This window comes from Brevibacillus fortis (assembly GCF_046196545.1).
GTDB lineage: Bacteria > Bacillota > Bacilli > Brevibacillales > Brevibacillaceae > Brevibacillus > Brevibacillus fortis_A.
On record NZ_CP176370.1, the window covers coordinates 1,461,626 to 1,487,300 of the forward strand.

At 49.2% G+C, this 25,675-nt stretch carries 19 protein-coding genes; 13 read left to right on the top strand and 6 right to left on the bottom strand.

The features are described 5' to 3' along the window. The first annotated feature begins 55 nt into the window (after nt 1–55). Nucleotides 56–562 (top strand): hypothetical protein, encoded by a 507-nt coding sequence (locus tag ACKKE8_RS07825; RefSeq protein WP_409177670.1) that lies wholly within the window; start codon nt 56–58, stop codon nt 560–562. Nucleotides 563–618: 56 nt separating this feature from the next. On the opposite strand, the gene ACKKE8_RS07830 is transcribed toward ACKKE8_RS07825, so the two are convergent. The 5 genes from ACKKE8_RS07830 to ACKKE8_RS07850 form a co-directional block, all read right to left on the bottom strand. Beyond that, a complete protein-coding gene (locus tag ACKKE8_RS07830; protein WP_409177671.1) occupies nt 619–1,419 on the bottom strand; it encodes a hypothetical protein in 801 nt (266 codons plus the stop codon). Nucleotides 1,420–1,796: 377 nt separating this feature from the next. Further along, nucleotides 1,797–3,104 (bottom strand): YheC/YheD family protein, encoded by a 1,308-nt coding sequence (locus ACKKE8_RS07835; RefSeq protein WP_409177672.1) that lies wholly within the window; start codon nt 3,102–3,104, stop codon nt 1,797–1,799. Nucleotides 3,105–3,145: 41 nt separating this feature from the next. Further along, nucleotides 3,146–4,522, bottom strand: coding sequence for a YheC/YheD family protein (locus ACKKE8_RS07840; RefSeq protein WP_409177673.1), 1,377 nt, complete (start codon nt 4,520–4,522; stop codon nt 3,146–3,148). A 3-nt stretch (nt 4,523–4,525) separates the two neighbouring features. Continuing rightward, nucleotides 4,526–5,614 (bottom strand): YheC/YheD family protein, encoded by a 1,089-nt coding sequence (locus ACKKE8_RS07845; protein ID WP_409177674.1) that lies wholly within the window; start codon nt 5,612–5,614, stop codon nt 4,526–4,528. Between the two features lie 5 nt (nt 5,615–5,619). Next, nucleotides 5,620–7,065 (bottom strand): YheC/YheD family protein, encoded by a 1,446-nt coding sequence (locus ACKKE8_RS07850; protein ID WP_409177675.1) that lies wholly within the window; start codon nt 7,063–7,065, stop codon nt 5,620–5,622. A 91-nt stretch (nt 7,066–7,156) separates the two neighbouring features. On the opposite strand from ACKKE8_RS07850, the gene ACKKE8_RS07855 reads away from it, so the two are divergent. The 3 genes from ACKKE8_RS07855 to ACKKE8_RS07865 all read left to right on the top strand — a co-directional run bounded on the left by ACKKE8_RS07855 (nt 7,157) and on the right by ACKKE8_RS07865 (nt 11,175). After that, nucleotides 7,157–8,314 (top strand): DUF445 domain-containing protein, encoded by a 1,158-nt coding sequence (locus tag ACKKE8_RS07855; protein ID WP_409177676.1) that lies wholly within the window; start codon nt 7,157–7,159, stop codon nt 8,312–8,314. A 227-nt stretch (nt 8,315–8,541) separates the two neighbouring features. Next, the gene (locus ACKKE8_RS07860; RefSeq protein ID WP_017250740.1) at nt 8,542–9,852 is read left to right on the top strand and encodes a DRTGG domain-containing protein; all 1,311 of its coding nucleotides are present in this window, start codon (nt 8,542–8,544) and stop codon (nt 9,850–9,852) included. 693 nt (nt 9,853–10,545) lie between these two features. After that, entirely contained in the window at nt 10,546–11,175 is a 630-nt protein-coding gene (locus ACKKE8_RS07865) for a metalloregulator ArsR/SmtB family transcription factor (protein WP_409177677.1), read from the top strand. Between the two features lie 240 nt (nt 11,176–11,415). Here ACKKE8_RS07865 and ACKKE8_RS07870 read toward each other — a convergent pair whose 3' ends face one another. Further along, on the bottom strand, nt 11,416–11,727 hold the full coding sequence (locus tag ACKKE8_RS07870; RefSeq protein ID WP_409177678.1) for a YtpI family protein: 312 nt from the start codon (nt 11,725–11,727) through the stop codon (nt 11,416–11,418). Nucleotides 11,728–11,896: 169 nt separating this feature from the next. Between ACKKE8_RS07870 and ACKKE8_RS07875 the strand changes: the two genes are divergently transcribed. From ACKKE8_RS07875 to nrdJ, 9 genes are all read left to right on the top strand, one after another. Beyond that, nucleotides 11,897–15,325, top strand: coding sequence for a DNA polymerase III subunit alpha (locus ACKKE8_RS07875; RefSeq protein WP_409177679.1), 3,429 nt, complete (start codon nt 11,897–11,899; stop codon nt 15,323–15,325). A gap of 168 nt (nt 15,326–15,493) precedes the next feature. After that, the gene (locus ACKKE8_RS07880) at nt 15,494–16,738 is read left to right on the top strand and encodes an NADP-dependent malic enzyme (RefSeq protein ID WP_409177680.1); all 1,245 of its coding nucleotides are present in this window, start codon (nt 15,494–15,496) and stop codon (nt 16,736–16,738) included. A gap of 106 nt (nt 16,739–16,844) precedes the next feature. Next, the gene (locus ACKKE8_RS07885) at nt 16,845–17,516 is read left to right on the top strand and encodes a FadR/GntR family transcriptional regulator (RefSeq protein ID WP_012685105.1); all 672 of its coding nucleotides are present in this window, start codon (nt 16,845–16,847) and stop codon (nt 17,514–17,516) included. An 81-nt stretch (nt 17,517–17,597) separates the two neighbouring features. Next, nucleotides 17,598–17,780 carry a hypothetical protein gene (locus tag ACKKE8_RS07890; protein ID WP_007725347.1) on the top strand — a complete coding sequence of 61 codons (183 nt, stop codon included), beginning with the start codon at nt 17,598–17,600 and terminating at the stop codon, nt 17,778–17,780. Nucleotides 17,781–17,800: 20 nt separating this feature from the next. Further along, nucleotides 17,801–18,745, top strand: a complete 945-nt coding sequence (gene accD, locus ACKKE8_RS07895; protein ID WP_409177681.1) for an acetyl-CoA carboxylase, carboxyltransferase subunit beta — start codon at nt 17,801–17,803, stop codon at nt 18,743–18,745. After that, the gene (gene accA, locus ACKKE8_RS07900) at nt 18,712–19,668 is read left to right on the top strand and encodes an acetyl-CoA carboxylase carboxyl transferase subunit alpha (protein WP_409177682.1); all 957 of its coding nucleotides are present in this window, start codon (nt 18,712–18,714) and stop codon (nt 19,666–19,668) included. The genes accD and accA overlap by 34 nt, the downstream gene beginning before the upstream one ends. 221 nt (nt 19,669–19,889) lie before the next feature. Next, nucleotides 19,890–20,849: a 6-phosphofructokinase gene (gene pfkA, locus ACKKE8_RS07905; protein WP_409177683.1), complete on the top strand. Its 960-nt coding sequence runs from the start codon at nt 19,890–19,892 to the stop codon at nt 20,847–20,849. Nucleotides 20,850–20,888: 39 nt separating this feature from the next. Continuing rightward, on the top strand, nt 20,889–22,643 hold the full coding sequence (pyk, locus tag ACKKE8_RS07910; protein WP_409177684.1) for a pyruvate kinase: 1,755 nt from the start codon (nt 20,889–20,891) through the stop codon (nt 22,641–22,643). 442 nt (nt 22,644–23,085) lie between these two features. Beyond that, a complete protein-coding gene (nrdJ, locus tag ACKKE8_RS07915; protein WP_409177685.1) occupies nt 23,086–25,347 on the top strand; it encodes a ribonucleoside-triphosphate reductase, adenosylcobalamin-dependent in 2,262 nt (753 codons plus the stop codon). The last annotated feature ends 328 nt before the right edge of the window (nt 25,348–25,675 follow it).

Sequence of the window (25,675 nt, forward strand, 5' to 3'; positions counted from 1 at the left end):
TGCACCATTGTTGTACAATAGAAGAAAACGAGCGTCGGAAAGAGGAGAACAAGCCATGCGAGATGTGCAAAACCGACATCGAAATCTTCCACAGCGTACGCCAGAGATGTTGTACAACGTGGTGCGCAAGTTTTACCGCGGAGCAGTCAGTCATTTTGACCTGATTCAGGAGAAAAAGCAGGAAGCACGTGTAGCCTTGGAAGCTGGTGACCACAACAAAATCCGTGCAGCCGTACACACGTTATTTTTGGAGTTCCATTTTTATGTGACCTGCTGGCTCCAGATTGAGCTTGCCCTGTATCGGCTGGCCCGTCAGGATGAACGCCTTGCGCAAGTGATGGAAAGATATCGACCATCGTTGGAAAAGCATGTAGCGGTACGGCAACTGCTGGATCAGACAGAGGCGTGTGTAGAGGCGCAGTTTCAACCAACCGGGGATGGATGGTCCTGCGTGCAGAATGATGCCTACGTGTTTGGCAACATCATTTTTACAGTGGATGAAGAGAGTCTGCAAGATTTGCATGCTGTGTATCAGGCGATTTGGGAAAATGCAGATCGCTGAACCCTCACCATAACAAAAAGCGTGACCGTCGCGATGGATGGTCACGCTTTTCTTATTTAGAAAGTGCCAGGGAAGATTGACCCTGTGTGTGGAGCAGCCTGACCTGGAGCGTTCAATTGGCGAACCTCTTGCGTATTCGTGCCCGCAAAGCCAGGAGAGAAGATCGATTGCGCTCCTGCGCCAGCCTGATTCTGAAACTGAGATTGTTGCAACTGACCTTGTTGCAACTGACCTTGTTGTGCTTGGAAGCCATAGCCAGTGTTATTCAATTGGCGAACTTCCTGGACATTGGTATTGGCAAAGCCCGGTGAAAAAATACTGCCTGTAATCGCTGGAGGAAACGCTGCTTGATTCGTATAGCCAGCTTGTCCACCATAGCCGCTAAAGCCAGCTTGATTGCGAGCTTGAACCTCTTGCACATTTGTCCCGGCAAAGCCTGGAGAGAAAATGGAGCCTTGTCCAACCGATTGCTGATAGGGAGGCTGTGCCTGCACGTAAGAAGCTTGCTGGCCTTGTGCATAGCCAGTGAATTGGTTTTGCATGGACTGAAGCGCTGGATTTTGCCCATAGCTGTATTGCTGCTGTTGTTGAGGGTAAGCAGTGTTATTCAACTGTCTTACTTCCTGTACATTGGTATTCGCAAAACCAGGGGAGAAAATGGATTGTGCCCCACCGGAGGAAATACCCAATGCAGGAGTTCCTAAGGATTGTGCATGACCGCCTTGGTTCCAATACTGTACTTCTTGTACGTTTGTTCCGGCGAAGCCTGGTTGGAACATAGAACCTGCAGGGCTTACTGCTCCGAAAAATTGAGGTTGTTGCTGGGATTGCATCATATTGTTATTTGTGTAGGTCATGGTTAAGACCACCTCCATGGAGTATTTTTTCCAAGCTTGGATTTGTCATGCATCCGATAACGAAAAAAACATGCCGGTGTCTAAACGGCATGTTCCTTTAGATCAAATTGTGAGACTTGCCTCCGTGTTCAGTGCTACCGCACGTACAGCCAGCATGCCGATTCACCATTGCGGTAGCGTTTATCTACAACCAGGAAGGATTGACCCCATTTCCAACAGGAAACGGCGAATGTTTTCACGTTTTTGAGCCTAAAGAGCCAACATCCTGGGGGTCAATCGCGTCAGCCAGTCGTTCGTTGGGTGATGCGCCGTTCCCCTTCCTGACGGGCAAATCGCACCAAGGTCGTCTGTGAATCAGCTAGTGCTGCTCGACTCCCTTATCCTGCGGCATTCCCTCGCTTGTTTTGCAAGCGGGAGACATGCTGTGCGTAGTGAATCAAATTTGCTAACGATAATCGTCGAATCGATGGTTCATCGAATTTCTCCGGCTTTGCATTCGCTTCAAAAAACCATAGCTTTCCTTCTTCTGTCAAGCCAAGGTCCATCGACATCTCTGCCAAATCCGTCCATTCTGCATTTAAAGACTGTGCGATGGCGAGCGCCGTATCGTGAATGTGTCTTTCCATTTGCTCGTGATCATTTTTGAACAAGGCTTGCATAACGGTTGATAACGAGTGGATTGAGCCGCCGCGTGGTACATGAGTGGTGATGCTTTGCGAGCCAGACCTTCTGATGCCAACTCCGGTTATGCTCCACTCTCCCTCGCCATCTTTCTGTACGAGGACGCGCACATCAAAAGGTTTGCCGTTGTAACGGGCACGCCGGATACCTTGCTGCATGATGTACTTCTGCTGTTTGACATGAAGTCTAATGTGCTTCCATACGTCATTCAAATTGGAAAAGCGGCGAGTAATGGCCTTTTGCTCCTTTAACCGTTGCAGGAACCACTTATCGTTTTTGAAATCAATGCGCATAATTCCCTGACCAGCTCTACCGCGCACAGGTTTCAAGTAGACAAAGCGATGTTCCGTGCAAAAGCTTCGAAAGCGAGCCAAGGTGTCCAGCTGTTTCGTCTTTGGTAGAAAAGCCTGAACTTCTAGGTGGGACTCAAGCATCGTAAACAGCTGTTGCTTGTCAAAAAAGGCACGATTAAACAATGTGACATTTGGCATCTCATGAATACGGTTCAATGCTCTTCGGACTTCAGGTCGCCGTTCTGCTTTTCTCGTCGGAATTCGGTTGTAAACCACATGGGGGAAAGGTAGAATCACCTCTTGCCACGAGTTTAGACGATTGTTGTACAAATAGCCGCGCACCTTTTTCTTCTCCCAATTGATTCCTTGTGGAGTGAACACATATACGAGTGCACCCCATTGCTTTCCCGATTGCGTAATATCCTTGAAGTTCTCGCGATTTCCTAAAAATGTTGCCCCTTCACCAACGGTCAATATGCCAAATAATGGGCCAAGCTTCAGGGAGTCGCCCGCCATTTTCCAGTTAATACGTGTACGAATACGGCTTGCTTGCACGCGGGGTAAACCAGCGTATATCCGTTTCGTATGAGAAAAGGGACCGAGATTGGCGACCAGTGGCTTTGGCAAGCGTTTAAGGACTAGCCGAGGTAACTGTACGAACCATCTACCGCTAGGGAGGATCGTCAGCCACCCGGAACGCTGCTGAAGCATGGTGTTCCTCCTTCCTGAAAAACGGTACAGATCGCGTGCGACTAGAAATTGGCCAAGTAACAGCTATAATCGACGAGCAGCTTGCGTGATTCGTGATCAGCCTGCCTGAGACGGGCGTGCTTGAATATGGAACGGCCAGGCTTGGAATTCGCTTCGAACATCCAGACATGGCCTTGGGTATCAATCCCCATGTCTAGCCCCAATTCTCCTAAATCAATCCCTTTTGCCAGTTCAATTGCGGTAGCGAGTCGGATCGACGCGTCAGAAATGCGCTGAGTCATGAGGGGTTTTTGTTTGCCAAACAGGTGCTGCAACAGGTCATCGCCGGGGATGACAGTTCCACCTGTGCGTACGTGGGTAGTTACGCTGCCAGAACCGGCAACCTTGGCTGCCGTGCAGGAGACGACCCACTCGTTTTGCTGGTTTTTATGCAAGTGAACACGGAAATCAAACGGTCGTCCATGGAATGTCATGAGCGAAATGCCCTGTTGTGCCAGATACGAACTGACGCGACGACTGCGGAAGACATGCTGATAAAGGCTGGATAGCTTGGAAAATTGTCTTTTTACATTGCCGCTGCCTGTATGATAGGAGGCAGTAAAGCCACCGCCTGCCTGGCGAACAACTTTGACAATACCGTACCCGAGACTTCCATTTTTGGGCTTCAAGTAAACGATGGGGTATTTACGCAGCAAGTTTCGAACAGTTGTAAGAGAAGGAGAGGTGTAAGTCTCCGGGATATGCTCATTCACTTCTGGATTCGGATACAGCAGTTGGTGCACGCCCCATTTGTTAAAAAAGCCCTGATTGAACATCGGTAAATTGGGGTAACTGGCGAGTCGATACTTGAATTCTTGAACAGCTTCATGTTTTTCTGCCGAACGAGAGGGGATACGATCATAGACGACATCGGGCATGGCGGTAACATGCTTCTTCCAAAAGTAGCCGCCTGACTTGCTTCTTCGCAAAAACCAAGCTTTGACCGTATTGGATTCCCAGTCCACATCGGTTGGGGAAAAGATATAGTAGAAAACGCCTTTCCCTTCTTGAGCTTGTAACAGATTGTAAAAAAACGAGGTTCGAGGGCCAATGGGCTGCTTGGGATCTCGTCTTATGCCAGTCGTAACGATCCCGATTGAAGGACCGATCCGGAGTGCGGAGCCCTCAAGTTTGAGCTGGATCAAGCCAGGGTGTGGAATGCCCAGCTCCGTTTGCAAGAGCGTCGTCACTTTCATGACGTTCGTATCCGGATTGCGTTTATCTTGTAAGACAGTTGCGACTACTTCCTTTTTACCCAGTAAGACTTTAATTTTTTGGCGTTGCCGTAGCTGTAGCTGTTGGAAGAGAGTAGCTGGCAGGATAATCCCACTGATACGGGGGTTTGAAAGGAAGCGAAGCCGCATTCTGAACGTTTCCATGCTTTAACCTCCTACACGCTCTTTCATGAGATAGTGGGCGTAGCGAACAGGCTGAGTAATCGAATGCAGTTGTGCAGTCGGGTCGTCAATCATGCGAAAAACGGTTCGCCCTGGTCTGCTGTTTACCTCGATGATCCAAACATTACCTGCGGTGTCGATGCCAATATCGATTCCCAGCTCAACGAGTCTGCCGTGTGACTCTTCCAAAAAACGGGGAAGCTCTTCCGCCACTCGGTTGATTGTTTGCTCGATGCGTGCCGCTTTTGCGGATGTGAAGTGAATGGGCAGGAAAGAGGCCAGAGGTGTTGCTTTCCCTCCTCCGTGCAAATTGGAGGTGATACTGCGTTTGTCTCCCAGGCGCACAGCTTTGCCAGTTGTCCCCCATTTACCCAGCTCGTTTTTTTGAACGAGAACACGGACATCGAATGGGGTACCATCCTGGGTATGCAATTCCAAATAGGGCTGAACCAGGAACTTGCGGCCAGCAGTAAAGACAGACACAAAACTTTTTAATCCGGCAATGTCAGGAATTCGCCTGGTGAAAGGCTTATTGTCTCGGTTTCGTCCAGAAGCTTCATAGCCACTGCGCATTTCTTTGATTCTCACGACGCCAATACCGTGAGTTCCCGCCATCGGCTTGATGATGGCTGCCCCGTATTTTTGCAAGGCTGCATGGAGCACAGGATATGAGAATATTTCAGTAGGCGGGAGCAGCGGGGCGAGGAGAGGGGACTTAACGAGCAACTGGTGCACTTGCCATTTTCCAGACAGACCATGCCCCAAAAACGTAATGTTGCGATCGTTTTGCAACTTTTCCACAAATGGTTTATAGTGGCGATAAGATGGGCCCACAAAGCAACGATCATAGATAAAGGCGGGGATTGGGAAGTCTTTTGCGTGCCAGGACCCATTGCGATATTCGAAGCCTTTTACCATACGGGTGGAAAAGTTAACCTGACGTGGTGAAAAAACGAAGACGCGAATGCCGTGCTTGCGTCCATAGAGCGTAAGCTTTTTGTAGTACCCTTTGTCTACAAAGTGGGAGCCTTGGCACCGGGCCATGATGCCAAGACTTCTCTCGGATGCTGTCATGTAGGTCACCTTCGCCTGTTTTTGTTGCGCTTCGGTCTTCTTTTTATCGTCTTTTGTGGTTGAATGGTCCGGGGAAAACCACTTAGAAAGGCGGAATAATCCAGCATGCGAATGACAGAAGGGCGAGCACGCCGAGGTAGCTCTTCGGCACCCTCAGGCAATGGAACAGTTTTGGCTGACTTGGATGGCTTGCTGTTAACCTCCAATAGCCACACCCGTCCATGGACATCGACTCCCAGATCAATTCCGAATTCTGCGTACTGCCCGGGCAGTGATTCTTCTAAAAGGATGGCGAGCTTAAGTGCTACTGCGCGTAACGTTTGAGGGGATGGTCGAATCGCGCTCGCCCGTGGTCCACAAACTCGCAGCGCCTGAAGGGGAGTCATCATCTGCCCGCCTCTGGATATATTGGAAACAATGTGGTTTAATCCCAGGCGAGCTACCATGGAAGTGATGGACCATTCGCCTTTTCGGTCTTTTTGTACCAATACACGAAAATCTGTCGGTCGTCCTTGGATGCCGATTAACGGTAACCCTTGTTGCAGCAAATAGGATGTACCTTTTGTCCTTTTTTGCAAATACTGATGTAAGCCTTGAATGCTAGCAAATGATTTGCGCAATCCTCCGGGGAACGCGAGCTGGTATCCCTCGGGCGAACTGCGAACTCGAATGATCCCGCGTCCCATGCTGCCGTTAGCTGGTTTTGCATAAACGGTGCGATACGTAGATAGCATTTGCCGCAGGTCTTCCTGTTTCAAATAACGAACCATACTGGGAAGATGTTCGGAGGCTGTCGGTTGATTCTCGAGAGCGGCGTGTACATGCCACTTATTCAAAAAACGCTCGTTAAAAAAGGGAATAGAAGCGTCCTTGCAGCGTTGAACCCAGTTGGCCATCTGTTCACTTCGTTCGCGTTGGCGGGATACGAGCCGGTTGTAAATGCATTGTGGAAGCGGAAGAAAGGTTTGTCTCCAGACGCCCCCTTTTCTAACGAGGCCGCGAACGATTCCCGCATCCCAGTTGACATCCTGAAGCCGAAATGCGCAAAGGATACCTCCGCGTTTACGGGTGATATCGGACATCTCCTGAAAGAAAGAGTTTAGGTGTCCAAAGGGTCCTTGCGAGAACGCTGCATTGTAGCTCGAAACAAGAACACCTACATACGGTCCGAAAACGATTGTTTTCTGACTCGTATCATAACGGACTAAGAGTGGAACGCCCCTGGGCAGATGAAGTGATTGAGCTAAAGATGGTCGAATGAAGGTTTTACCCGAGGTTTTGCCTCCCCGTTCCCATCCGCCTACGCGTGCGGAAACGGTTTTGCTCCCAAATTGAACAGCAATGGTGGACGGTGTTGAAAGATTCCATTTGCGCAAGTGCGCCTGGGGCAGGTAAAGGTCTACTTCTGATATTATCTCGTTTTCGACAACGATTGTTGGAACGTAGGACATGAGTATCCCCTTCCCATCAGGCAAAGTTAGTCTATGGTATGAGCATCCAAAACGTTTGGTGCCATGTAGAGAAGAGAGGTTGTTAGGATTTATGAACGCTTGGATACTATTAGTGAACATTGCAGTAGGCTCTGTCATCGGTGGAGTGACGAATGAGTTAGCCATCCGAATGCTGTTTAAACCAGTAAAACCGTGGTATATAGGCAGGTGGAAAGTGCCTTTTACCCCGGGATTGATTCCGAGAAGACGGGACGATATCGCGATACAAATGGGCAGACTCGTCGAAGAACATTTGCTGACGACAGAGGGGGTCAAGCGTGCGCTGAACCAGAGTGGTTTGGAGAGCACACTGACAGGATGGATGAACACCATTGCTCGCGACTGGATGACAGATGAGCGTAGTCTACGTCAAGCGTTGCTCACGGTGATGCCACAGTTATTTAAGGAAGACGGAACGTGGAGTGACGGTGTCCGCGCGCCTATCGAGGCGAAATGGTGTACTTTTGTCGAACGGGTTCTGGCACAATATGAAGAGAAAAAACTGCGAGAGTTGGTTACGGACAACGGACGAGAGCGTCTGGATGCTGCACTTGGCAGTGTGAGCGAACTGCTCTTGAAACGTTTTCGCGAATATTTACATTCTCCGGAAGGCCAGCAAACCTTGCAAAACATGGTTCGCGGATTGCTCGGTGGAGGCGGAGGCATGTTTGGTGGCTTAGTCGGGATGTTTCTTGGGGATGACAAGATTTTGGGCAAGATTCTCCCGTATCTCGATGAGCTTTTGCAAAGCAGAGAGCTTTCGGAGCGCGTGCACTACTTTTTGCATAAGGAAGCGGACAAGCTCTTGGACAAAAATGTGGGCGAGGTGGTTGCCTGGATTGGGCGAGATCAAGTGGACGATTGGGCGCGGAAGCTTTTTGCCAAGCTGGAGGAGCAAAGCCTGCGCATCGTGGACGAGCCTCTGTCTCGTTTGACAGCGCCTTTTTCTGAGACGGTGACAACGGAACTCGTTCCTCGTTTGGCAAAGTGGATGGTGGACACGCTGCAACAAAACATAGAGAGAATATTTTCGCGCCTGGCCATTCGAGATATTGTTACCCGGCAAGTAGAGGGTTTCCCGATTGAAAGAATTGAAGAGATGGTAGTCGGAATCTCAGGCAAGGAATTCCGCATGATTACCGTGCTCGGATTTATCCTTGGCGCGATTATTGGGCTTTTCCAAGGATTATTGGCAAACTTCCTCGGCTAAGAAAAAGGAAGTTCAAAAACTGAAAAGAAACTGTAACTGTGTTGTAATAATCCTGTAATATTCCTTGGGTATGATAAAAGCACGATGAAAACCCCCTTAATGATATACTTTCTGGTCGGTAGCTTTCGAAAAAGCTACCCTTTTTTTTTGCCCCGCCTTCGGGTATATTGGTCGAAGGAGCGCACGTACATGGAACGGGTGGGAGAAAAGGAAGGGGGAATAGCAATATGGCAACGAAGCATGAACAAATCTTGCAACATATTGATCGCCTTCCGATCGGTTCGAAGATTTCCGTGCGGCAGATCGCGAAAGACCTGGATGTGAGTGAAGGGACTGCATACCGCGCGATCAAGGAAGCGGAAACGCAAGGATACGTCAGCACCATTGAGCGTGTCGGTACGGTGAGAATCGAGAAGAAGCAAAAGGAAAATATTGAACGTTTGACCTTTGCGGAGGTTGTGAACATCGTCGATGGTCATGTGCAAGCCGGACGTGAAGGCTTACATAAGACCTTGAATAAATTTGTAATAGGGGCCATGCAGCTCGAAGCCATGATGCGCTATATTGATGCGGGGAGTCTCTTGATTGTCGGTAACCGCTATCAGGCGCACAAAATCGCTTTGCAGCAAGGGGCTGCCGTATTAATTACCGGGGGATTCGATACAAGTGAGGAAATCAAGCAGCTGGCTGACCGCTTAGCGCTGCCAATCATCTCCTCCAGCTACGACTCCTTTACGGTAGCATCGATGATTAACCGAGCCATTTACGATCGCCTGATCAAAAAAGAAATTGTAATGGTAGAGGATATTTTGAAGCCGCTTGCAGAAACGCCTGTATTATTGACATCAGATTCTGTTGCCAAGTGGCACCAGTATACGGAGCTGTATCAGGATACGAGATTCCCCGTCGTTGACGAGCAGATGCGCCTGATTGGGATTGTTACCTCCAAAGACATCATTGGTCATGAGGAAACTGCGACGATCGACAAGGTCATGACAAAGAACCCGATTACGACCTCACCACGGGTATCCGTAGCGTCATCTGCGCACACCATGGTGTGGGAAGGAATCGAGCTTTTGCCTGTCGTTGACAACCATCGCAAGCTCGTAGGGGTCTTGAGCCGCAACGACGTGTTAAAAGCGCTGCAATTTACAGCCAAGCAACCACAGATGAGTGAAACGTTCCCGAATTTGATCATGTCGCATTTCCGTGAGGAGCGACAGGCAGATGAGATGGTCTATCTGGGGGATGTGAGCCCACAAATGACCAACCATCTCGGTACGATTGCCAGCGGAATCATGACGACGGTCATGGTCGAGGCTGCTTGTAACCTGCTGCGCCACCATCGTCGTGGCGACATGGTACCGGAAAATATCACCGTCTATTTCTTGAAGCCTGTCCAGATGGAAAGTCACATCGAAGTTAAGCCGCGCCTATTGGACATCAGCCGCCGCTTCGGAAAAGTCGAAGTATCCGTATTCCACGGCGAACAGCTCGTGGGGCAGGCAATGATTACTGCGCAAATTATTGAGCGTTAAAAGAACAGTCTCTTTATGACTGTTCTTTTTTGTTTGGAAAAGTAACTGTAGTGGAGAGAAGAAGCGCATTTCCAGTCTACGCTTCGGCCTCCGCCCCACTGGGGGATTGACTGTCCGCTTCGGAATAAATGGCGGGAGCGCTTCAAACCAGAAAACGCAAATGCGTTTTTGTATGTAATAAAAGCTGAAATTCCCCGTCATTCATTCCTACACTGAGTAGGGCTCCAGAGGCGCTTGGACTGGAAATGCGCTTCTTCTACGCAGCTTTGGTAAAAAAGCATCTTGTAAGTTCTTCCATGAAGTAAAAAACATCCCTGATTGACTGACAAAATAAGCTTCAACAAAGACTACAGCCGCTTCGAGGAAAAAGGAGAAATAAGCGAGGCTCTTTGGGACACCAGCCGAGGCGCAGGGGAAAAAGGGAAACACGCCTTTAAGCGTCCACCTCTGAACATGCTCCCTGGAGGACTACTTTGGACGCGGTTTCCCTTTTTCCACGGAGCCGTGCAGGAATGACCCCCATGCAGGGGGCCCAAGAAGCTCGAGTGTTTTCTCCTTTTTCCGCTGTCACCAACAGTAACGATATAGAATGGTTATGTCGCCCACGAATTGACAGGCAAAGCAATTCAACTTATCATCTAATTAGAATATCATCTAATCAGAGCGATTAAACAAAGAAAGGAGTGCCCCGTTTTGCAATTAGACCAACTCGTCACCTTTTACAAAGCACTCGGAGACCCGACGCGCGTGCGCATTCTCGCGATTTTGGCAAATGGCCCCCTGCACGGACAGGCGTTGGCAGGCAAGCTCGGCGTGACACCTCCCACCATTACCCACCATATGGCAAAGCTTCGAGAAGCAGGTGTCGTTTACGAACGTCGTGATAAAAACACCATTTACTTCTACTTGCACGAAGCCAATGTAAAACGCCAGTCGCAAGCAATCGTGAACGTCATGGAAAAGGCAAAGGATTCGACAGCAGAGGACATTTTTGAGCAAGACAACTCACATGTTCAGAGGAGGCACCAGATGGCAGCGGAAAAAATGCAGGTCATTCGCAGCTTTATTACGGCAGATGGCAAGCTGAAACAAATCCCGTCCCAGCGTAAGAAAAAGCTGATCGTCTTTGAATACATGGTCCGTGGGTTAGAAAAAGGTCGCAAGTACAAGGAACAAGAGATCAACGAATACATTCGCCAATTCCACGAGGATTATGCTACGATTCGCCGGGAATTCATCATGAATCATTATATGTATCGAGAAGAGAGCATTTATGAGCTGAACCCGGAGGAAATCTGGGCAAAAGCCGAAGACCTGCAATAGCGGGAAATTGTTTCCTTCTGAATTGAACAGAAAAAAGGACAACCTTCGGCACTGCCGCTCAGGTTGTCGAAGCAATAGAATGTCACACAAATTCATTATAGCGAGAGCTCTATCAGGTTTGTATGATAAACAGCTGGGAATAGAGGAAAAGTATTTCCAGTCATCGTTTTCCCAAAAATGAAAAAGGCATGCGGAACGTAATTTGTTCCCATGCCTTTTTCTTATTGAGGTTTTGAACACTTATACCCCTTTTTTCAATTCTGCCTGCCAAGCTGTACGATAACGGAAATAATTGCGAGTTCCCAAAAATAAATTCATAGCCCCTACAATCAGCATGATCAACGCAACAACAATGCGGATCGTATCGAGAGAATCAAAAGTAAACTGATTGATGCCGAACAAAGAAACGAGTATCCCCAATGACACATTCATTTTCCCCAGCAACATACGCGATTCAAGCGGATGGATGCCTCGTCTGCGCGCATGGATACTATAGTAGACGCTGGCTACCAGGGAAGCGAGAACACCGGTCAAGTAAAAGGCAGACCACATATATGGATTCATCCTTTCTAGCCATTCTGGTATTACCCATCCTACCAAAATCAGGGGAGAACGGTCAAATACAAGTAAGAACGTTTGTTCTTAACGTCCGTATGAGCTATACTTCCGGTATAATGTAAGAGAGAAAGTTTCAATCGTGAAAAGTGAGAGGGGTAATATCATGACCTCCTTTGTCCATTTGCATGTTCATACGGAGTACAGTCTGCTGGATGGAGCAGCACGTATCGATTCGCTAGTGAAGCGAGCCCATGAATTGGGCATGCATGCACTGGCTATGACAGACCATGCCAATCTGTACGGGGCGATCCCGTTTTATAAAGCTTGTCTGGAGGCAGGCATCCAACCGATTATCGGTATGGAGATATACGTAATAGAAGGAAATCTTCAAGATCGCGTGCGAAATGCACCGCCGCCTAGTCATCTGATCGTTCTCGCTGAAAACGAAACAGGCTACCGGAATCTCCTGAAGCTGGCGACAATCGCGAATACAGACGGCAACTACATTCTTCCGCGTCTCAACAAAGAGGTGTTGGCAAAGCATACAGACGGCCTCATTGCACTGAGCGGCTGCCAGCAAGGAGAAGTAGCCAAGCTGCTACTGGCTGGAGAAGCAGACGCTGCGAAAGAAGCAGCCCTCCAGTATCAGCGAATGTTTGGTGAACAGCATTTTTATTTGGAACTGGCTGATCATGGCCTGGAAGTGGAGCGCAGGCTGAATACTCGTTTCGTGAAACTGAGTCAGGAAACGGGGATTCCGCTGATTGCGACGAACAATGTTCACTACATCTACAGGGAGGATCACCAGCAGCATGATATTTTGTTGGCGATCAAAGAAGGCAAGACGATTGGCGAAGAAAACCGTTTTCGCTACGAGACGGATCAATACTATCTGAAAAGTGCTGAGGAAATGGCGGCGCTCTTTGCCTTTGCACCCCAGGCGTTAGCGAATACGATAGCCGTTGCAGACAGGTGCAAGCTGGACCTTACCTTTGGCGCGCATATTTTGCCGGAATTTCCCTTGGCAGAGGGACAAGATTCAACACAGTATTTGCGTGAACGATGTGAAAAGGGCTGCTTGGAGCGATACGGCGAGATTACGCCGGAGGTGCAAGCGCGTCTGGATCACGAGCTGGCGATTATTACAGGGACGGGCTTCACCGATTACTTCCTGATTGTATGGGATTTCATGCGATACGCTCACGAAAACGGGATACCGACTGGACCAGGACGCGGGTCTGCGGCAGGTAGTCTGGTCGCGTACGTTTTGAAAATCACGAATGTCGATCCACTTCGCTTTCAGTTGCTCTTTGAACGCTTCCTTAACCCGGAGCGGGTGACGATGCCCGATATTGATATTGATTTTTCCGTAGAGCGCCGTGACGAAGTCATTCACTATGTAGCGAGCAAGTACGGTCATGATCGTGTTGCCCAAATCATTACCTTTGGTACGATGGCGGCTCGTGCAGCAGTGCGTGATGTTGGGCGGGCGCTAGGCTTGTCTTTGGGCATCGTGGATCGCGTGGCCAAAATGATTCCGCAATCGCCAGGCATGACGTTTGAACGAGCCATGCAGATCAACCCGGATATCGGCAAGCTATGCGCGGAAAACAAACAGGCAGCACAACTGATCGAAACAGCAAAGGGCGTAGAAGGCTTGCCGCGCCACGCCTCCACACATGCGGCGGGTGTCGTCATTTCGCGTGAACCGCTGACGAATTACGTTCCATTACAGACGGGCAATGAAGGCTTGGCGCTCACGCAGTATCCGATGGAAATTCTCGAAGAAGTCGGATTGTTGAAGATGGACTTCCTCGGCTTGCGCAATTTGACAATTATTCAGGAGACGTTACGTCATTTGCAGGAGCAGGGAATATCGCTTGATCTGGATAAGCTACCGACAGACGATGAGAAAACGTTCCGTATGCTTTCGCGTGGGGAGACGACTGGCATTTTCCAACTGGAATCTTCGGGGATGCGCAATGTGCTGCGAGATTTGAAGCCGAGCAGCCTCGATGACATCATTGCGGTTCTGGCATTGTATCGCCCGGGGCCGATGGAGATCATCCCGCAGTACATCGCCGCCAAACACGGGACTAGCCAAGTACAGTACGCTCATCCTGTCCTTGAGCCGATTTTGCGGGAGACGCACGGTTTTATGATTTATCAGGAGCAAATTATGCAGATTTCCTCGACACTGGCAGGCTTCAGTCTTGGTGAGGCAGATATTTTGCGCCGAGCGGTCGGGAAAAAGAAACGGGAGCTATTGGCGGAGCAGCGGGAGAAGTTCGTGGCTGGTTGTGTCCGCCAAGGGTACGGAGAAGAGCTGGGCAATCAAGTCTACGATTTGATCGTGCGCTTTGCCGATTACGGCTTTAACAAAGCCCATTCGGTGGCTTATGCGGTCATCGCCTACCAGATGGCTTATTTGAAAGCAACTTATCCGCTTGCGTTCATGGCAGCGCTACTCTCGTTGTCGATTGGCAGTCAGACGAGAATTGCCGAGTACACGGAAGAAGCGCGGCGACTGCACCTTACCGTGCTCGGGCCTGACGTGAATAAGAGCCTGGCCTACTTTACAGTGGAGCAGGATGCGATTCGCTTTGGTCTGGCCGCAGTGAAAAACGTCGGCTACGGTGCCATTGAATCGATCGTGAAAGAGCGCAAAGGCAGACCGTATCGCGACGTCTTTGATTTTTGTGCCCGCGTGGATGCACGGTTAGTCAATCGCAGAGTAGTAGAGTCACTCACTTTATGCGGCGCGCTGGACTCGCTGCCAGGACATCGCAGTCAGCTTTTGCTATTGCTGGATGAAGCGGTAGGGAAGGCAAACAGCAAGAGAATTGAGCGAGACGCCAACCAGCTCAATCTATTTGCGGGAGAAGAAAATGCGGCACCTTTGCGCGAGCTGGCAGAATATCCTGAGGTACCGCCGCTCTCACATACGCAGCAATTAAAAGAGGAGCGGGATTTGATCGGGGTATACATCTCCGGTCATCCACTTGACCAGTTTGCCCATGTCGCGAGTCGCCCGGAAGTAGCAGTGATCTCTTCATTGGGGGATGTGCCGCGCGACAAAACGGTAAAAGTATTCGGAATGATAACAGAAGCCAAACGCATCCAAACAAAAAAAGGGGACCCGATGGCGTTTATTACGCTAGAGGACAAAACGGCGCCCGTAGAGCTGGTCGTCTTCCCGCAGGTGTATCAGAAGTATGCGCCATTGCTCGAACGCGAGCAAATCGTCGTGGCAGAAGCCCGAGTCGATCATCAGGACGATATGGTCAAGCTCTTGGCTTCCCGTTTCTGGGATGCACAAACGCTGCCCCAGCCAAAGTCCGAGACCGTATTATTTGTCAAAATATCGGCAGAGCAAGAACACGATTCGACGCTGAAAAGACTTTCACGGCTGTTTGTCGAAAAAAAAGGAACGATTCCCGTTATCCTCTTCTACGAAGGAAAAAGACAGACAATTCGCCTGCCAGAAGCAAATTGGGTTGACGTAGATGAGTCATTTTTGGAGCAAGCGCGAGAAATTGTGGGGCCTGACAGCGTAATTCGGAAAGAAATGCCTATAAATTGGGGAGGATGAGGAATGTCCTCCCTTTTTCGCCGTTTTCGGCAGGTTTACAGGAGAACAGTTTTTTATTATATTGAGAGCATAACTCAATGAGTGGTCAGACCACTTGGAATAACCCAGGCGTTTTTACTGCCTACAAGCAATCATAGAAACTATTATCGTGAAATGGAGTGGGATCTCATGTCCAACCTGAGAGAGGAAGCACTGGAGCTTCACAGAAAACATCAAGGAAAATTGGAGGCAGTGACCAAGGTACCCGTTCGCAATGCTTACGATCTGAGTCTTGCCTATTCTCCTGGGGTTGCTGAACCTTGCAAAGATATTTTTGATGACAAGTCCAAAGTGTACGATTACACGATGAAAGGCAATCTGGTTGCAGTAGTCAGCGACGGTACTGCTGTACTGGGTCTCGGAAACATCGGACCAGAAGCAGCAATGCCGGTTATGGAAGGTAAAGCAGTTTTGTTCAAATCCTTCGCAGGCGTAGATGCATTCCCGATCTGCTTGAATACAACAGATGTAGATAAAATCGTAGAGACAGTAAAACTGCTCGAGCCTACTTTTGGTGGCGTTAACCTGGAAGATATCGCAGCTCCTGCATGCTTCGAAATCGAAGAGCGTCTGAAGCGCGAAACAAACATCCCGATTTTTCACGATGACCAACACGGTACAGCAATCGTTACAGCGGCAGGACTGATCAATGCTCTGCGCGTGGTTGACAAAAAGCTGGAAGATATCCGCGTAGTAGCGAACGGTGCAGGTGCAGCTGGTATCGCAATCATGAAGCTTTTGATTTCCATGGGCGTTAAAGAAGTGATCATGGTTGATACAAAAGGAATCGTGTACGAAGGCCGTCCATTCGGTATGAATCCGGTGAAGGAACAAATGGCGAAAATCACGAACCGCAGCATGCTGCAAGGTGACCTGGTTGATGCAATGAAGGGCGCTGACGTATTTATCGGTGTATCTGTAGCTGGCGCTGTTACACAGGATATGGTTCGTTCGATGAACCGCGATCCGATCATTTTCGCTATGGCAAACCCAGTACCAGAAATCATGCCGCAAGAAGCAAAAGAAGCAGGTGCGGCAGTAATCGGTACAGGCCGTTCCGACTTCCCGAACCAAGTAAATAACGTACTGGCATTCCCGGGAATCTTCCGTGGCGCTTTGGATGTACGTGCAACGGAGATCAACGAAGAAATGAAGCTGGCTGCTGTATATGCAATCGCAGACCTGATCACGCCAGAAGAGCTTACTGCGGATAAAGTGATCCCTTCCGCATTCGATCCACGTGTAGCGCCAAACGTAGCTGCGGCAGTAGCAAAAGCAGCGATGGAAACGGGTGTTGCTCGCATCACAGTTGATCCGGAAGAAGTAAAACAAAAGACAACGAAATTGACAGCTATCTCTTACCAAGAAGCGTAACATACTCTTTATCGAGGCATTCGCAAACACACCCTCCGCAAAAACGTAGGCTTTTTATAAACGTGGAGGGTGCTCCTCGTTGAAGGTACGAGTAAGGAGGATAATCGTGCTCGACTCTTCCCAAGATCGAAAGGTTTACGAAGGAATTCTCCTGCAACTGCATGAAATCATTCAGGAGCAAAACTTGCGGCCCGGGGACAAGCTGCCGTCTGAGCGAGAGCTGTCCGAGCAACTGGGAGCAGGTCGTTCCTCTGTACGCGAGGCTCTTCGGGCTCTGGAGTTGCTCGGGCTCATTGAGACCCGTCGCGGGGAAGGCACCTTCCTCAAGCATTACCGACACAATCGGCTGATCGATATTCTTGGCTTTTTTATCCTGCGGGATACCAAAACCAAGAAGGACTTGATCGAAATGCGCCGAATGCTAGAGCTGGATGCTGTCCGCTTAGCCTGTAGACGGGCGACTGACAAGCATTTTGATGAAATGGAACGCATACTGGCCATTGCAGAGGAAAGAGTAGCAAGAGGCGAGGTACCAGCGGAGGAAGACTATCAGTTTCATCGCGTCATATGTCGCTCCAGTCGCAACTCGATTCTGCATCGCATCTGGACGCCTTTGGTTGAATACAGCAACAGTATCCGTATTGAATCACTGTCGCGTGAAGGCAGAGCGAGTGCAGCACTCGTAGAGCATCGACAGATTATGGAAGCCATTCGCGAAGGCGATGTGAACGTCGCATTAGAGAGAATGAAAAAGCATTTGGAGAACAGCAAGCTTTAGTTTTCCCCCAATTTGCGAGGGGCGTTGGCGCTGTGATATGATGATGCAGACCTGTATTGGACGATTGAGGAGGAAGCCAGCATGTGGACGGTCATCTACATCGCTCCTAGCGCTAGAATTGCAGAACGGATACAGCAACGTTTGACAGATGAAGGGTTTTTGGTAAAGGTTCGCGAAGGTAAGGTCTCGAAGCAATACGAGATTCTTGTGCCGGAGAGCGAACTAAACGAAGTCCGGGATGTACTCGGCACGATCCTTCACTGAAGAGAAAGGTGGGTGTACCTGTGCTTAAAGATCTTTTTGGGAAAAAGCGCAAATTCGCTACAGTTCCTTCAGAGACACTAGCACGTGTCCCTGCTTCCACCAACACTAGCAAGGAAGCGGGTACGAAAGAAAAGGAAGTCCCTGAGGGATTGATGAATAAATGCCCACATTGTGGGACGATTCACTACTCGAAGGATTTGGAGAAGAACTTGCGCGTCTGCAAAGGCTGCCAGTTCCACTACTCCATGTCCGCTCCAGAGCGTCTGCAAGCGTTTCTGGATGATGGGGTTCTGACAGAAGAATTTGATGCCAATTTGATTACAGCCAATCCACTCGGTTTTCCTGGCTATTTGGAAAAACTGGAGCAAGATATGGCCAACACCAACTTGAACGAGGCGATCATTACAGGCGAAGGTCTCCTGGGTGGGAACCGGATCGTGATTGGGGTCATGGATTCTCGTTTCCGTATGGCGAGTATGGGATCGGTCGTCGGGGAAAAAATCACGCGCGCAATTGAGCAAGCGATCGAACGGCGTTTGCCTTTCATTCTGTTCAGTGCATCTGGTGGAGCGCGTATGCAAGAAGGCGTATTGAGCCTGATGCAAATGGCGAAAACCAGCGCAGCGTTGTCTCGATTGGATCGCGAACGCTTGCTGTTTGTCTCGGTCATGACGAATCCTACATATGGTGGGGTATCAGCCAGCTTTTCTTCGTTGGGAGATTACAATATCGCAGAACCAGGAGCTATGATCGGTTTTGCTGGGCGTCGAGTCATTGAGCAAACGATCCGTCAGGAGTTGCCAAAAGACTTTCAAACAGCGGAATTCTTGTTGAAAAACGGGCAACTCGATATGGTGGTACACCGTAAGGATATGCGAAATACGCTGTCCAAACTGGTAGAGATGCACACGTCTCGGGAAGGAGTAGAAACATGGCAGGCGAGCTCTCCTTTGAAAAGCCATTAGTAGAATTACAAGATAAGATTAAGGAATTGCGCCGTTTTACAGAGGAAAAGGGAATTGACTTCTCTGACGAAGTACAGCGTCTCGAACAAAAATCAAAAGAGCTTGCTGCGCAAATTTACGGCAACTTGACTCCTTGGCAACGCGTACAGCTGGCTCGTCATCCGGAACGGCCAACGACTTTGGACTATATACAACTACTTTTTACTGATTTTATCGAGGTTCATGGAGACCGCTTGTTCGGAGACGACCATTCTATTGTCGGTGGAATTGCCAAGCTGGATGGGCGCCCGGTTACGATCATCGGTCACCAAAAAGGGAAAGACACAAAAGACAACATCAAGCGCAACTTCGGGATGGCTCACCCAGAGGGCTATCGAAAGGCCTTGCGTATAATGCAGCAGGCGGACAAGTTCGGTCGGCCGATCATCTGCTTTATCAATACATCAGGGGCATATCCTGGAAAAGCGGCAGAAGAGCGCGGTCAGAGCGAAGCAATTGCTCGCAATCTGCGTGAAATGGCGACATTTGGTGTGCCGATTATTTGTATCGTTATCGGAGAAGGCGGAAGCGGCGGAGCCTTGGCGATCAGCGTAGGCAACCGCATCTATATGTTGGAGAATTCCTATTACTCCGTGATTGCACCGGAGAGTGCCGCTGCGATTCTCTGGAGAGATTCCAGCTTGGGCATGCGTGCAGCGGAGACGATGAAAATTACGGCACCTGATTTGTTGGAATTAGGAGTCATTGACGGAATTATTGATGAACCATTCGGAGGAGCCCATCGTGATTTGATCGCGCAGGCAGGGATGGTCAAGGCGGTCATCACGGAACAACTAGAACAGCTGGGCCGTTTAACTCCAGATGAATTGATACAGGACCGTTACGAGAAGTTTAAACAGATCGGAGAATTCGCCTCCCTGTAAGAAACAGGGGGCGTTTTTTTCTTTTTTCTCCGAGGAAAATCTGCTACAATCGAAGTCGAATGAAAGAGTTATCAGAGCTTTCAAAAAGTATGGCACATATCTTTTGAGTGTATAACAGATATGAGGAATTGAGTGATACAGCGTGTTTCATACAAAGTATGGTACATACTGTTTCCGTTAAATGGCATGCTAAAGACGATACGATTGGAGAGGTGGATTCCATGCGGAAACTTGCAGTTCTCACTAGCGGTGGAGATTCTCCTGGAATGAATGCCGCAGTCCGGGCGGCTGTACGTCGTGCTCATTTTCATGAGGTACAAATGTTTGGGGTTTACCACGGATACGAAGGGCTGATGAGGGGAGATATCAAGGAGATGTCTCTGGGCTCTGTTGGGGATATTATCCAACGGGGGGGAACCATTCTCTACTCTGCTCGTAGTGAAACGTTCAAGACGGAAGCCGGGCAGGAAAAAGCAGTGGAGCAATTACGTGCTCATGAAATTGAGGGTCTGATTGTGATTGGGGGAGACGGGTCGTTTCGCGGTGCACAGAAGCTGACCGAAAAAGGCTTCCCGACCATTGGCGTGCCGGGTACGATTGATAATGATATTCCATGCACCGATTTCACGATCGGGTTTGATACGGCATTGAATACCGTTGTGGAAGCGATCGATAAAATCCGCGATACAGCCACCTCGCATGAACGCACGTACATTATTGAAGTGATGGGGCGAGATGCTGGCGACCTGGCATTGTGGGCAGGGCTTGCAGCGGGTGCTGAGTCCATTATTATCCCGGAAGCGTCGCAGGAGATGGACGATATTATTGAGCGTCTGCATGCTGGACAACGCCGTGGCAAAAAGCATTCCATCATCATTGTGGCGGAAGGGGTAGGAAGTGCAACCTCTTATGCCGAAGCGATCACGAAAGAGACAGGCTGGGAGACTCGCGTAACGGTACTGGGTCATATCCAGCGCGGTGGTTCCCCTACTGCGATGGACCGAATGCTGGCGAGCCGAATGGGTGCAGCAGCTGTCGATTTGTTGCTGGAAGGCAAGCAGGACCGGATGGTTGGGATTCAGAACAACCAGATCGTTGATGTTGATTTTCAAGAAGCATTGGCGAACAAGCATCAATTGGATTTATCCATTTATCAATTGGCGCGCACGCTATCTATATAAAACTGACAGTTTTCGGAGTGTAGAGGAGGCTTACATCCTATGTTAAGGAAAGCAAAAATCGTGTGTACCATCGGACCGGCGAGTGAAACGGTTGAAACACTAAAAAAATTAATTGAAGCAGGGATGAACGTAGCGCGTTTGAATTTCTCGCACGGTTCCCATGAGGAGCATGCGGCACGAATTGTAAACATTCGTCAGGCATCAAAAGAAACCGGGAAACCTGTTGCAATCCTGTTGGATACAAAAGGTCCTGAAATTCGCACGGGTACGCTTGCAGTAGATGCAGTTGAGCTCGTAGAAGGAAATACGCTGATCCTCACCACTGAAGAAGTAGCGGGTACCGCAGAGCGCGTCTCCATTACGTATCCGGAATTGCCTCGTGATGTAAAAATTGACGATACAATCTTGATCGACGACGGCTTGATCGGGTTGACTGTACAAGAAGTAAGTGACACTGAAATCGTCTGCTTGATCAAAAACGGTGGAACACTGAAGAGCAAAAAAGGCGTCAATGTTCCGGGTGTCAAAATCAACTTGCCAGGTATCACAGAAAAGGATGCGCAGGATATCGAATTCGGTATTGAACAAGGTGTCGATTTCATTGCGGCTTCCTTCGTCCGAAAAGCATCGGATATCTTGGAGATTCGCAAAATCCTGGAGCGCCATAGCGTGCGTATCGATATTATCGCGAAAATCGAAAACCAGGAAGGCGTCGATAACGTAGACGATATTCTGGTAGTAACAGATGGAATCATGGTTGCGCGCGGTGATTTGGGCGTAGAGATTCCGGCAGAAGAAGTACCACTTGTTCAGAAGAAGCTGATCAAGAAGTGTAACGAACTCGCGAAGCCAGTCATTACGGCGACACAAATGCTCGATTCCATGCAACGCAACCCACGTCCAACACGTGCGGAAGCGAGTGACGTTGCGAACGCCGTTTTCGATGGTACAGACGCAATCATGCTCTCTGGAGAGACGGCTGCTGGTAAATACCCGGTTGAGTCTGTCGAGACCATGGTGCGCATCGCTGTACGTGCAGAGCAAGAGCTGAATTATCGTGAGATCTTGTATGCACAAGCACAACTCAAACAAGTGACGATTACGGATGCTATCAGCCAAGCTGTATCTAATGCTGCATTGGATCTGGACGCAGCAGCAATTATTACAGCGACCGAAAGCGGACACACAGCTCGCATGGTATCGAAGTTCCGTCCAAAAGCACCAATCGTGGCTGTAACGCCGCATGAAGCGATTATTCGCCGTCTTGCACTCGTAAATGGTGTGTATCCGGTGAAGGGCGAAATGGCGAATACAACCGATGAAATGCTGGAGATGTCTGTCCAGGAGGCGCTCGATGCAGGCTTCGTTCGTCATGGCGACCTCGTTGTGATCACTGCAGGCGTGCCTGTGCGTGAAGTTGGGACAACGAACCTGATGAAAATTCACGTTATTGGCGATGTGGTAGCAAAAGGACAAGGAATCGGACGAAAAGTTGTCACAAACAAGGTAGTAATTGCTAGATCCGCTGAAGAGGCGCTGGCGAAGGTAGAAGAAGGAGCAATCCTGGTAACCATCGGTACTGACTCCGATATGATTGAAGCGTTTGGCAAGGCTGGAGCGGTGATTTGCGAAGAGGGTGGACTTACCTCTCACGCAGCCATCGTAGGCCTGAATCTCGGCGTTCCAGTCATCGTAGGTGTGCAATTTGCTACGGATGTATTGAAGGACGGACAAATCGTAACCGTGGATTCTGAACGTGGGCATATTTACTCAGGACATGCTCGGATTTTGTAGGTAATACTATTCATCTTTAATGGAGAATGCCTCTGAAGGGTGACCAAGGGTCACCCTTTTTTGGCTTGGTGTAAAAAGGATTAGCCGACGAACTACCTGATAAGTTTTCCCAGATAACGGTGATTATTAGGTGGTGCAAAGCGAGTGGGAATCTGTTAAAATCGGTCGGTGGCTTTGTGTCAGTGCGGATGAAATCCATACGTTCGGGGTTTCCAAATCATGACAGAATGGGTGTTGTAGCGCTTGTTGCCAGAAAAAGGCTGAACATAAAACGGTCCTTTTGTACGTCCAATGTTCGGGATTTTGTGTCAAGTGTTTTTTTGGAGCAAACACAACATCTGGTATTGTCGAAAATTATTTCACACAATATATAGGTAAAGCTATTGAGTTTTACAGATAAAGATAGTTAAACTAGAGAGGAAAGATTCGAAGGAGGAACGATATGCTGGCGACCGAAACCGTATCCCGAACTCAATTTTTGCGGGATGAATTCTTAGATCAATATCCTGATTTTCCGATCCATATGAGTCCTCTGGGACAATTTGTTTACTACCGTACTTATTCTCGCTTTGTACCGGAAAAAGGAAGACGGGAAACGTGGAAAGAAACTTGCCGCCGCTCGGTGGATTACAATATTAAGCTGGCTTATCAGCATTTGAACAAAATCGGAATGTACGCTGATTCTCGCGCAATGGAAAAAGAGGCAGAAGGTTTGTTTGACAACATGTTCAACCTTCGCCAGTTTTTGTCTGGCCGTACCTTGTGGGTTGGCGGTGCAGACAACGGCGTAGCGGATTTGTATCCGTTGGCGAACTTCAACTGCTCCTTCCTGAACATCAAGTCTTGGGATGACTTGGGCGATCTTTTCTACCTTCTCTTGGTAGGAACTGGAGTAGGCTTCAAATGCACGAAGGAAATGGCTGCTGGACTGGGCCCGATTCGCACGAATGTTTCCCTGCTCTCTTCTGAATACAGACCGCTACCAAAGCATCAACGCCTGGAGCGTTCTGAGCTGAATGTACTGGATAACGGCTTTGCCAAAATTTATGTGGGAGACAGTAAAGAAGGCTGGGTAGAATCCCTCCGCCTCTACCTGCAAATTTTGACAGATTCCACTTACGAACACATTCACACCGTGAAAATCTCTTATAACAGCGTGCGTCCGAAAGGCGAGCGACTGAAGCGTTTTGGCGGGACTGCTAGTGGTCATGAGCCGCTTCGTGAAATGTTTGAAGGAATCGATAAAGTGTTGAAAAACCAAATCGACCAGCATTTGGCACCAATCGAGAGTGATGAAAAAGGATACGGCAAAATCCGTCCGATCCATATTCTCGACATTGGAAACCTCATCGGAGCAAACGTTGTAGTAGGTGGCGTACGCCGTACAGCGGAAATTTTCCTGTTCGATCACGATGACTACGAGTGCATGCTGGCGAAATACGGGATCAACGGCTTCTGGACAGAGGATCAGCTGAACCACCACCGTCGTGTAGGAGAGCTGTTGGGAGAGCACAAGCCTGTATGGTTTGACAGCATCCAAAATGTAGGAGACGGACGCTTCGGTCTGGATCACCGCCGCATGTCCAACAACTCCATCGCCTTTACTAAACAACCGACCAAGCCATTCTTGAACCTCGTGTTCACCTTGATGCAATTGGAAGGCGAACCAGGCTTCATCAACTTGGAAGAAGCAAACCGTCGTCGTCCAAATGCAGAAGGCTTGAACCCTTGTGCAGAAATCCTGCTCGATTCTTATGGCGTCTGCAACCTGACGACAGTCAATCTGGTTGAATTCGTGAAGGATCGCGAGGATGGCTCCAAGTATCTGGATCTCGATGGCTTGCTGGAAGCACAACGCAAATCTGCTCGTGCCGGTCTGCGCATGACACTGGTTACGTTGGAACTGCCGCATTGGGATACCGTTCAACAGCGTGACCGTTTGCTCGGAACTTCCCTTACTGGTGTGAAGGATGCGTTGGCATCCCTTGGCTATACAGAAGAGCAAGAGCTCGAACTGCTGCGCCAGCTGGGCGATGCTGCTCGTGACGAGGCGAACCGTTATGCGTATGAGCTGCGTGTGAACTCTCCACTCTTGGTAACGACCGTGAAGCCGGAAGGTACGCTGTCTCAAGTAGCTGGTGGTGTCTCCAGCGGTCTGCACTGGTCCCATTCGCCGTACTACATCCGCCGCATTCGCATCAATGCTGAGGACCCATTGGCAAAAGCGGTACAAACTCTCGGCTGGACAGTCAACCCAGAGGTAGGAACACCAGGCGAAACCTATGAAGAGCGCATGGCAAATGCACGTACACTCGTAATCGATTTCCCTGTAGCATCAGGCGCAGAAGAAACGAAGAACGAAGTAAGTGCAAAACGCCAATTCGATACGTACTTCCGTTTCCAGAAAGAATATACCGAGCACAACTCTTCGAACACCATTACGGTACGCAAGGAAGAATGGGCAGAAGTAGAAGACATCGTTTACGATAACTGGGATAATTTCGTAGGTGTATCCTTCTTGCAATTGGATGGCGGAAACTACCAATTGGCTCCATACGAAGAGTGCACCAAAGAACAGTACGAGGCATTGAAGCAGTCCATGAAGTCATTTGATCCTGCGATTTTGCAGCAGTATGAAACCGGCGGCGAGGCTGATCTGTCCACGGCTGAATCTTGCGAAGGCGGAGCTTGCCCGATTCGTTAAGCGATCCGAATAAATTGAGACAGGGGGAGACTGTTAGACAACGGTCTGCTCCTGTTTTTTTATGTGGCTGTAGTGGAGAGAAGAATATTTCCAGGCTAGGCTCCAGGCTCCGTCCTGCTGAGGGCTGAGACTGCCCGCTCCGAAGGGATTAGCGGGGAAACGCAAAAGTGGTAGCCGCTCCGTCGCGTGGGCACGGTTGCGTTTCTTTTGCCCGCTAATCCCTTCTCCGCTCGGTAGGACTCCACAAGTCGCTACGTCTGGAAATATTCTTCTCTGACGTAACTGAATAGGTTCTTCATTCTTTCACTTCTTTAAAAAAACGATCAAT

Excerpts from the sequence above, each read along its gene's own strand:
- accA (WP_409177682.1), top strand. The coding sequence starts at position 18,712 with ATGGCAGGCGAGCTCTCCTTTGAAAAGCCATTAGTAGAATTACAAGAT.
- nrdJ (WP_409177685.1), top strand. The coding sequence starts at position 23,086 with ATGCTGGCGACCGAAACCGTATCCCGAACTCAATTTTTGCGGGATGAA.
- pfkA (WP_409177683.1), top strand. The coding sequence starts at position 19,890 with ATGCGGAAACTTGCAGTTCTCACTAGCGGTGGAGATTCTCCTGGAATG.
- ACKKE8_RS07860 (WP_017250740.1), top strand. The coding sequence starts at position 8,542 with ATGGCAACGAAGCATGAACAAATCTTGCAACATATTGATCGCCTTCCG.
- ACKKE8_RS07870 (WP_409177678.1), bottom strand. The coding sequence starts at position 11,727 with ATGTGGTCTGCCTTTTACTTGACCGGTGTTCTCGCTTCCCTGGTAGCC.
- ACKKE8_RS07830 (WP_409177671.1), bottom strand. The coding sequence starts at position 1,419 with ATGACCTACACAAATAACAATATGATGCAATCCCAGCAACAACCTCAA.
- ACKKE8_RS07835 (WP_409177672.1), bottom strand. The coding sequence starts at position 3,104 with ATGCTTCAGCAGCGTTCCGGGTGGCTGACGATCCTCCCTAGCGGTAGA.
- ACKKE8_RS07850 (WP_409177675.1), bottom strand. The coding sequence starts at position 7,065 with ATGTCCTACGTTCCAACAATCGTTGTCGAAAACGAGATAATATCAGAA.
- ACKKE8_RS07855 (WP_409177676.1), top strand. The coding sequence starts at position 7,157 with ATGAACGCTTGGATACTATTAGTGAACATTGCAGTAGGCTCTGTCATC.
- ACKKE8_RS07840 (WP_409177673.1), bottom strand. The coding sequence starts at position 4,522 with ATGGAAACGTTCAGAATGCGGCTTCGCTTCCTTTCAAACCCCCGTATC.
- ACKKE8_RS07845 (WP_409177674.1), bottom strand. The coding sequence starts at position 5,614 with ATGACAGCATCCGAGAGAAGTCTTGGCATCATGGCCCGGTGCCAAGGC.
- ACKKE8_RS07890 (WP_007725347.1), top strand. The coding sequence starts at position 17,598 with ATGTGGACGGTCATCTACATCGCTCCTAGCGCTAGAATTGCAGAACGG.
- pyk (WP_409177684.1), top strand. The coding sequence starts at position 20,889 with ATGTTAAGGAAAGCAAAAATCGTGTGTACCATCGGACCGGCGAGTGAA.
- ACKKE8_RS07825 (WP_409177670.1), top strand. The coding sequence starts at position 56 with ATGCGAGATGTGCAAAACCGACATCGAAATCTTCCACAGCGTACGCCA.
- ACKKE8_RS07880 (WP_409177680.1), top strand. The coding sequence starts at position 15,494 with ATGTCCAACCTGAGAGAGGAAGCACTGGAGCTTCACAGAAAACATCAA.
- ACKKE8_RS07875 (WP_409177679.1), top strand. The coding sequence starts at position 11,897 with ATGACCTCCTTTGTCCATTTGCATGTTCATACGGAGTACAGTCTGCTG.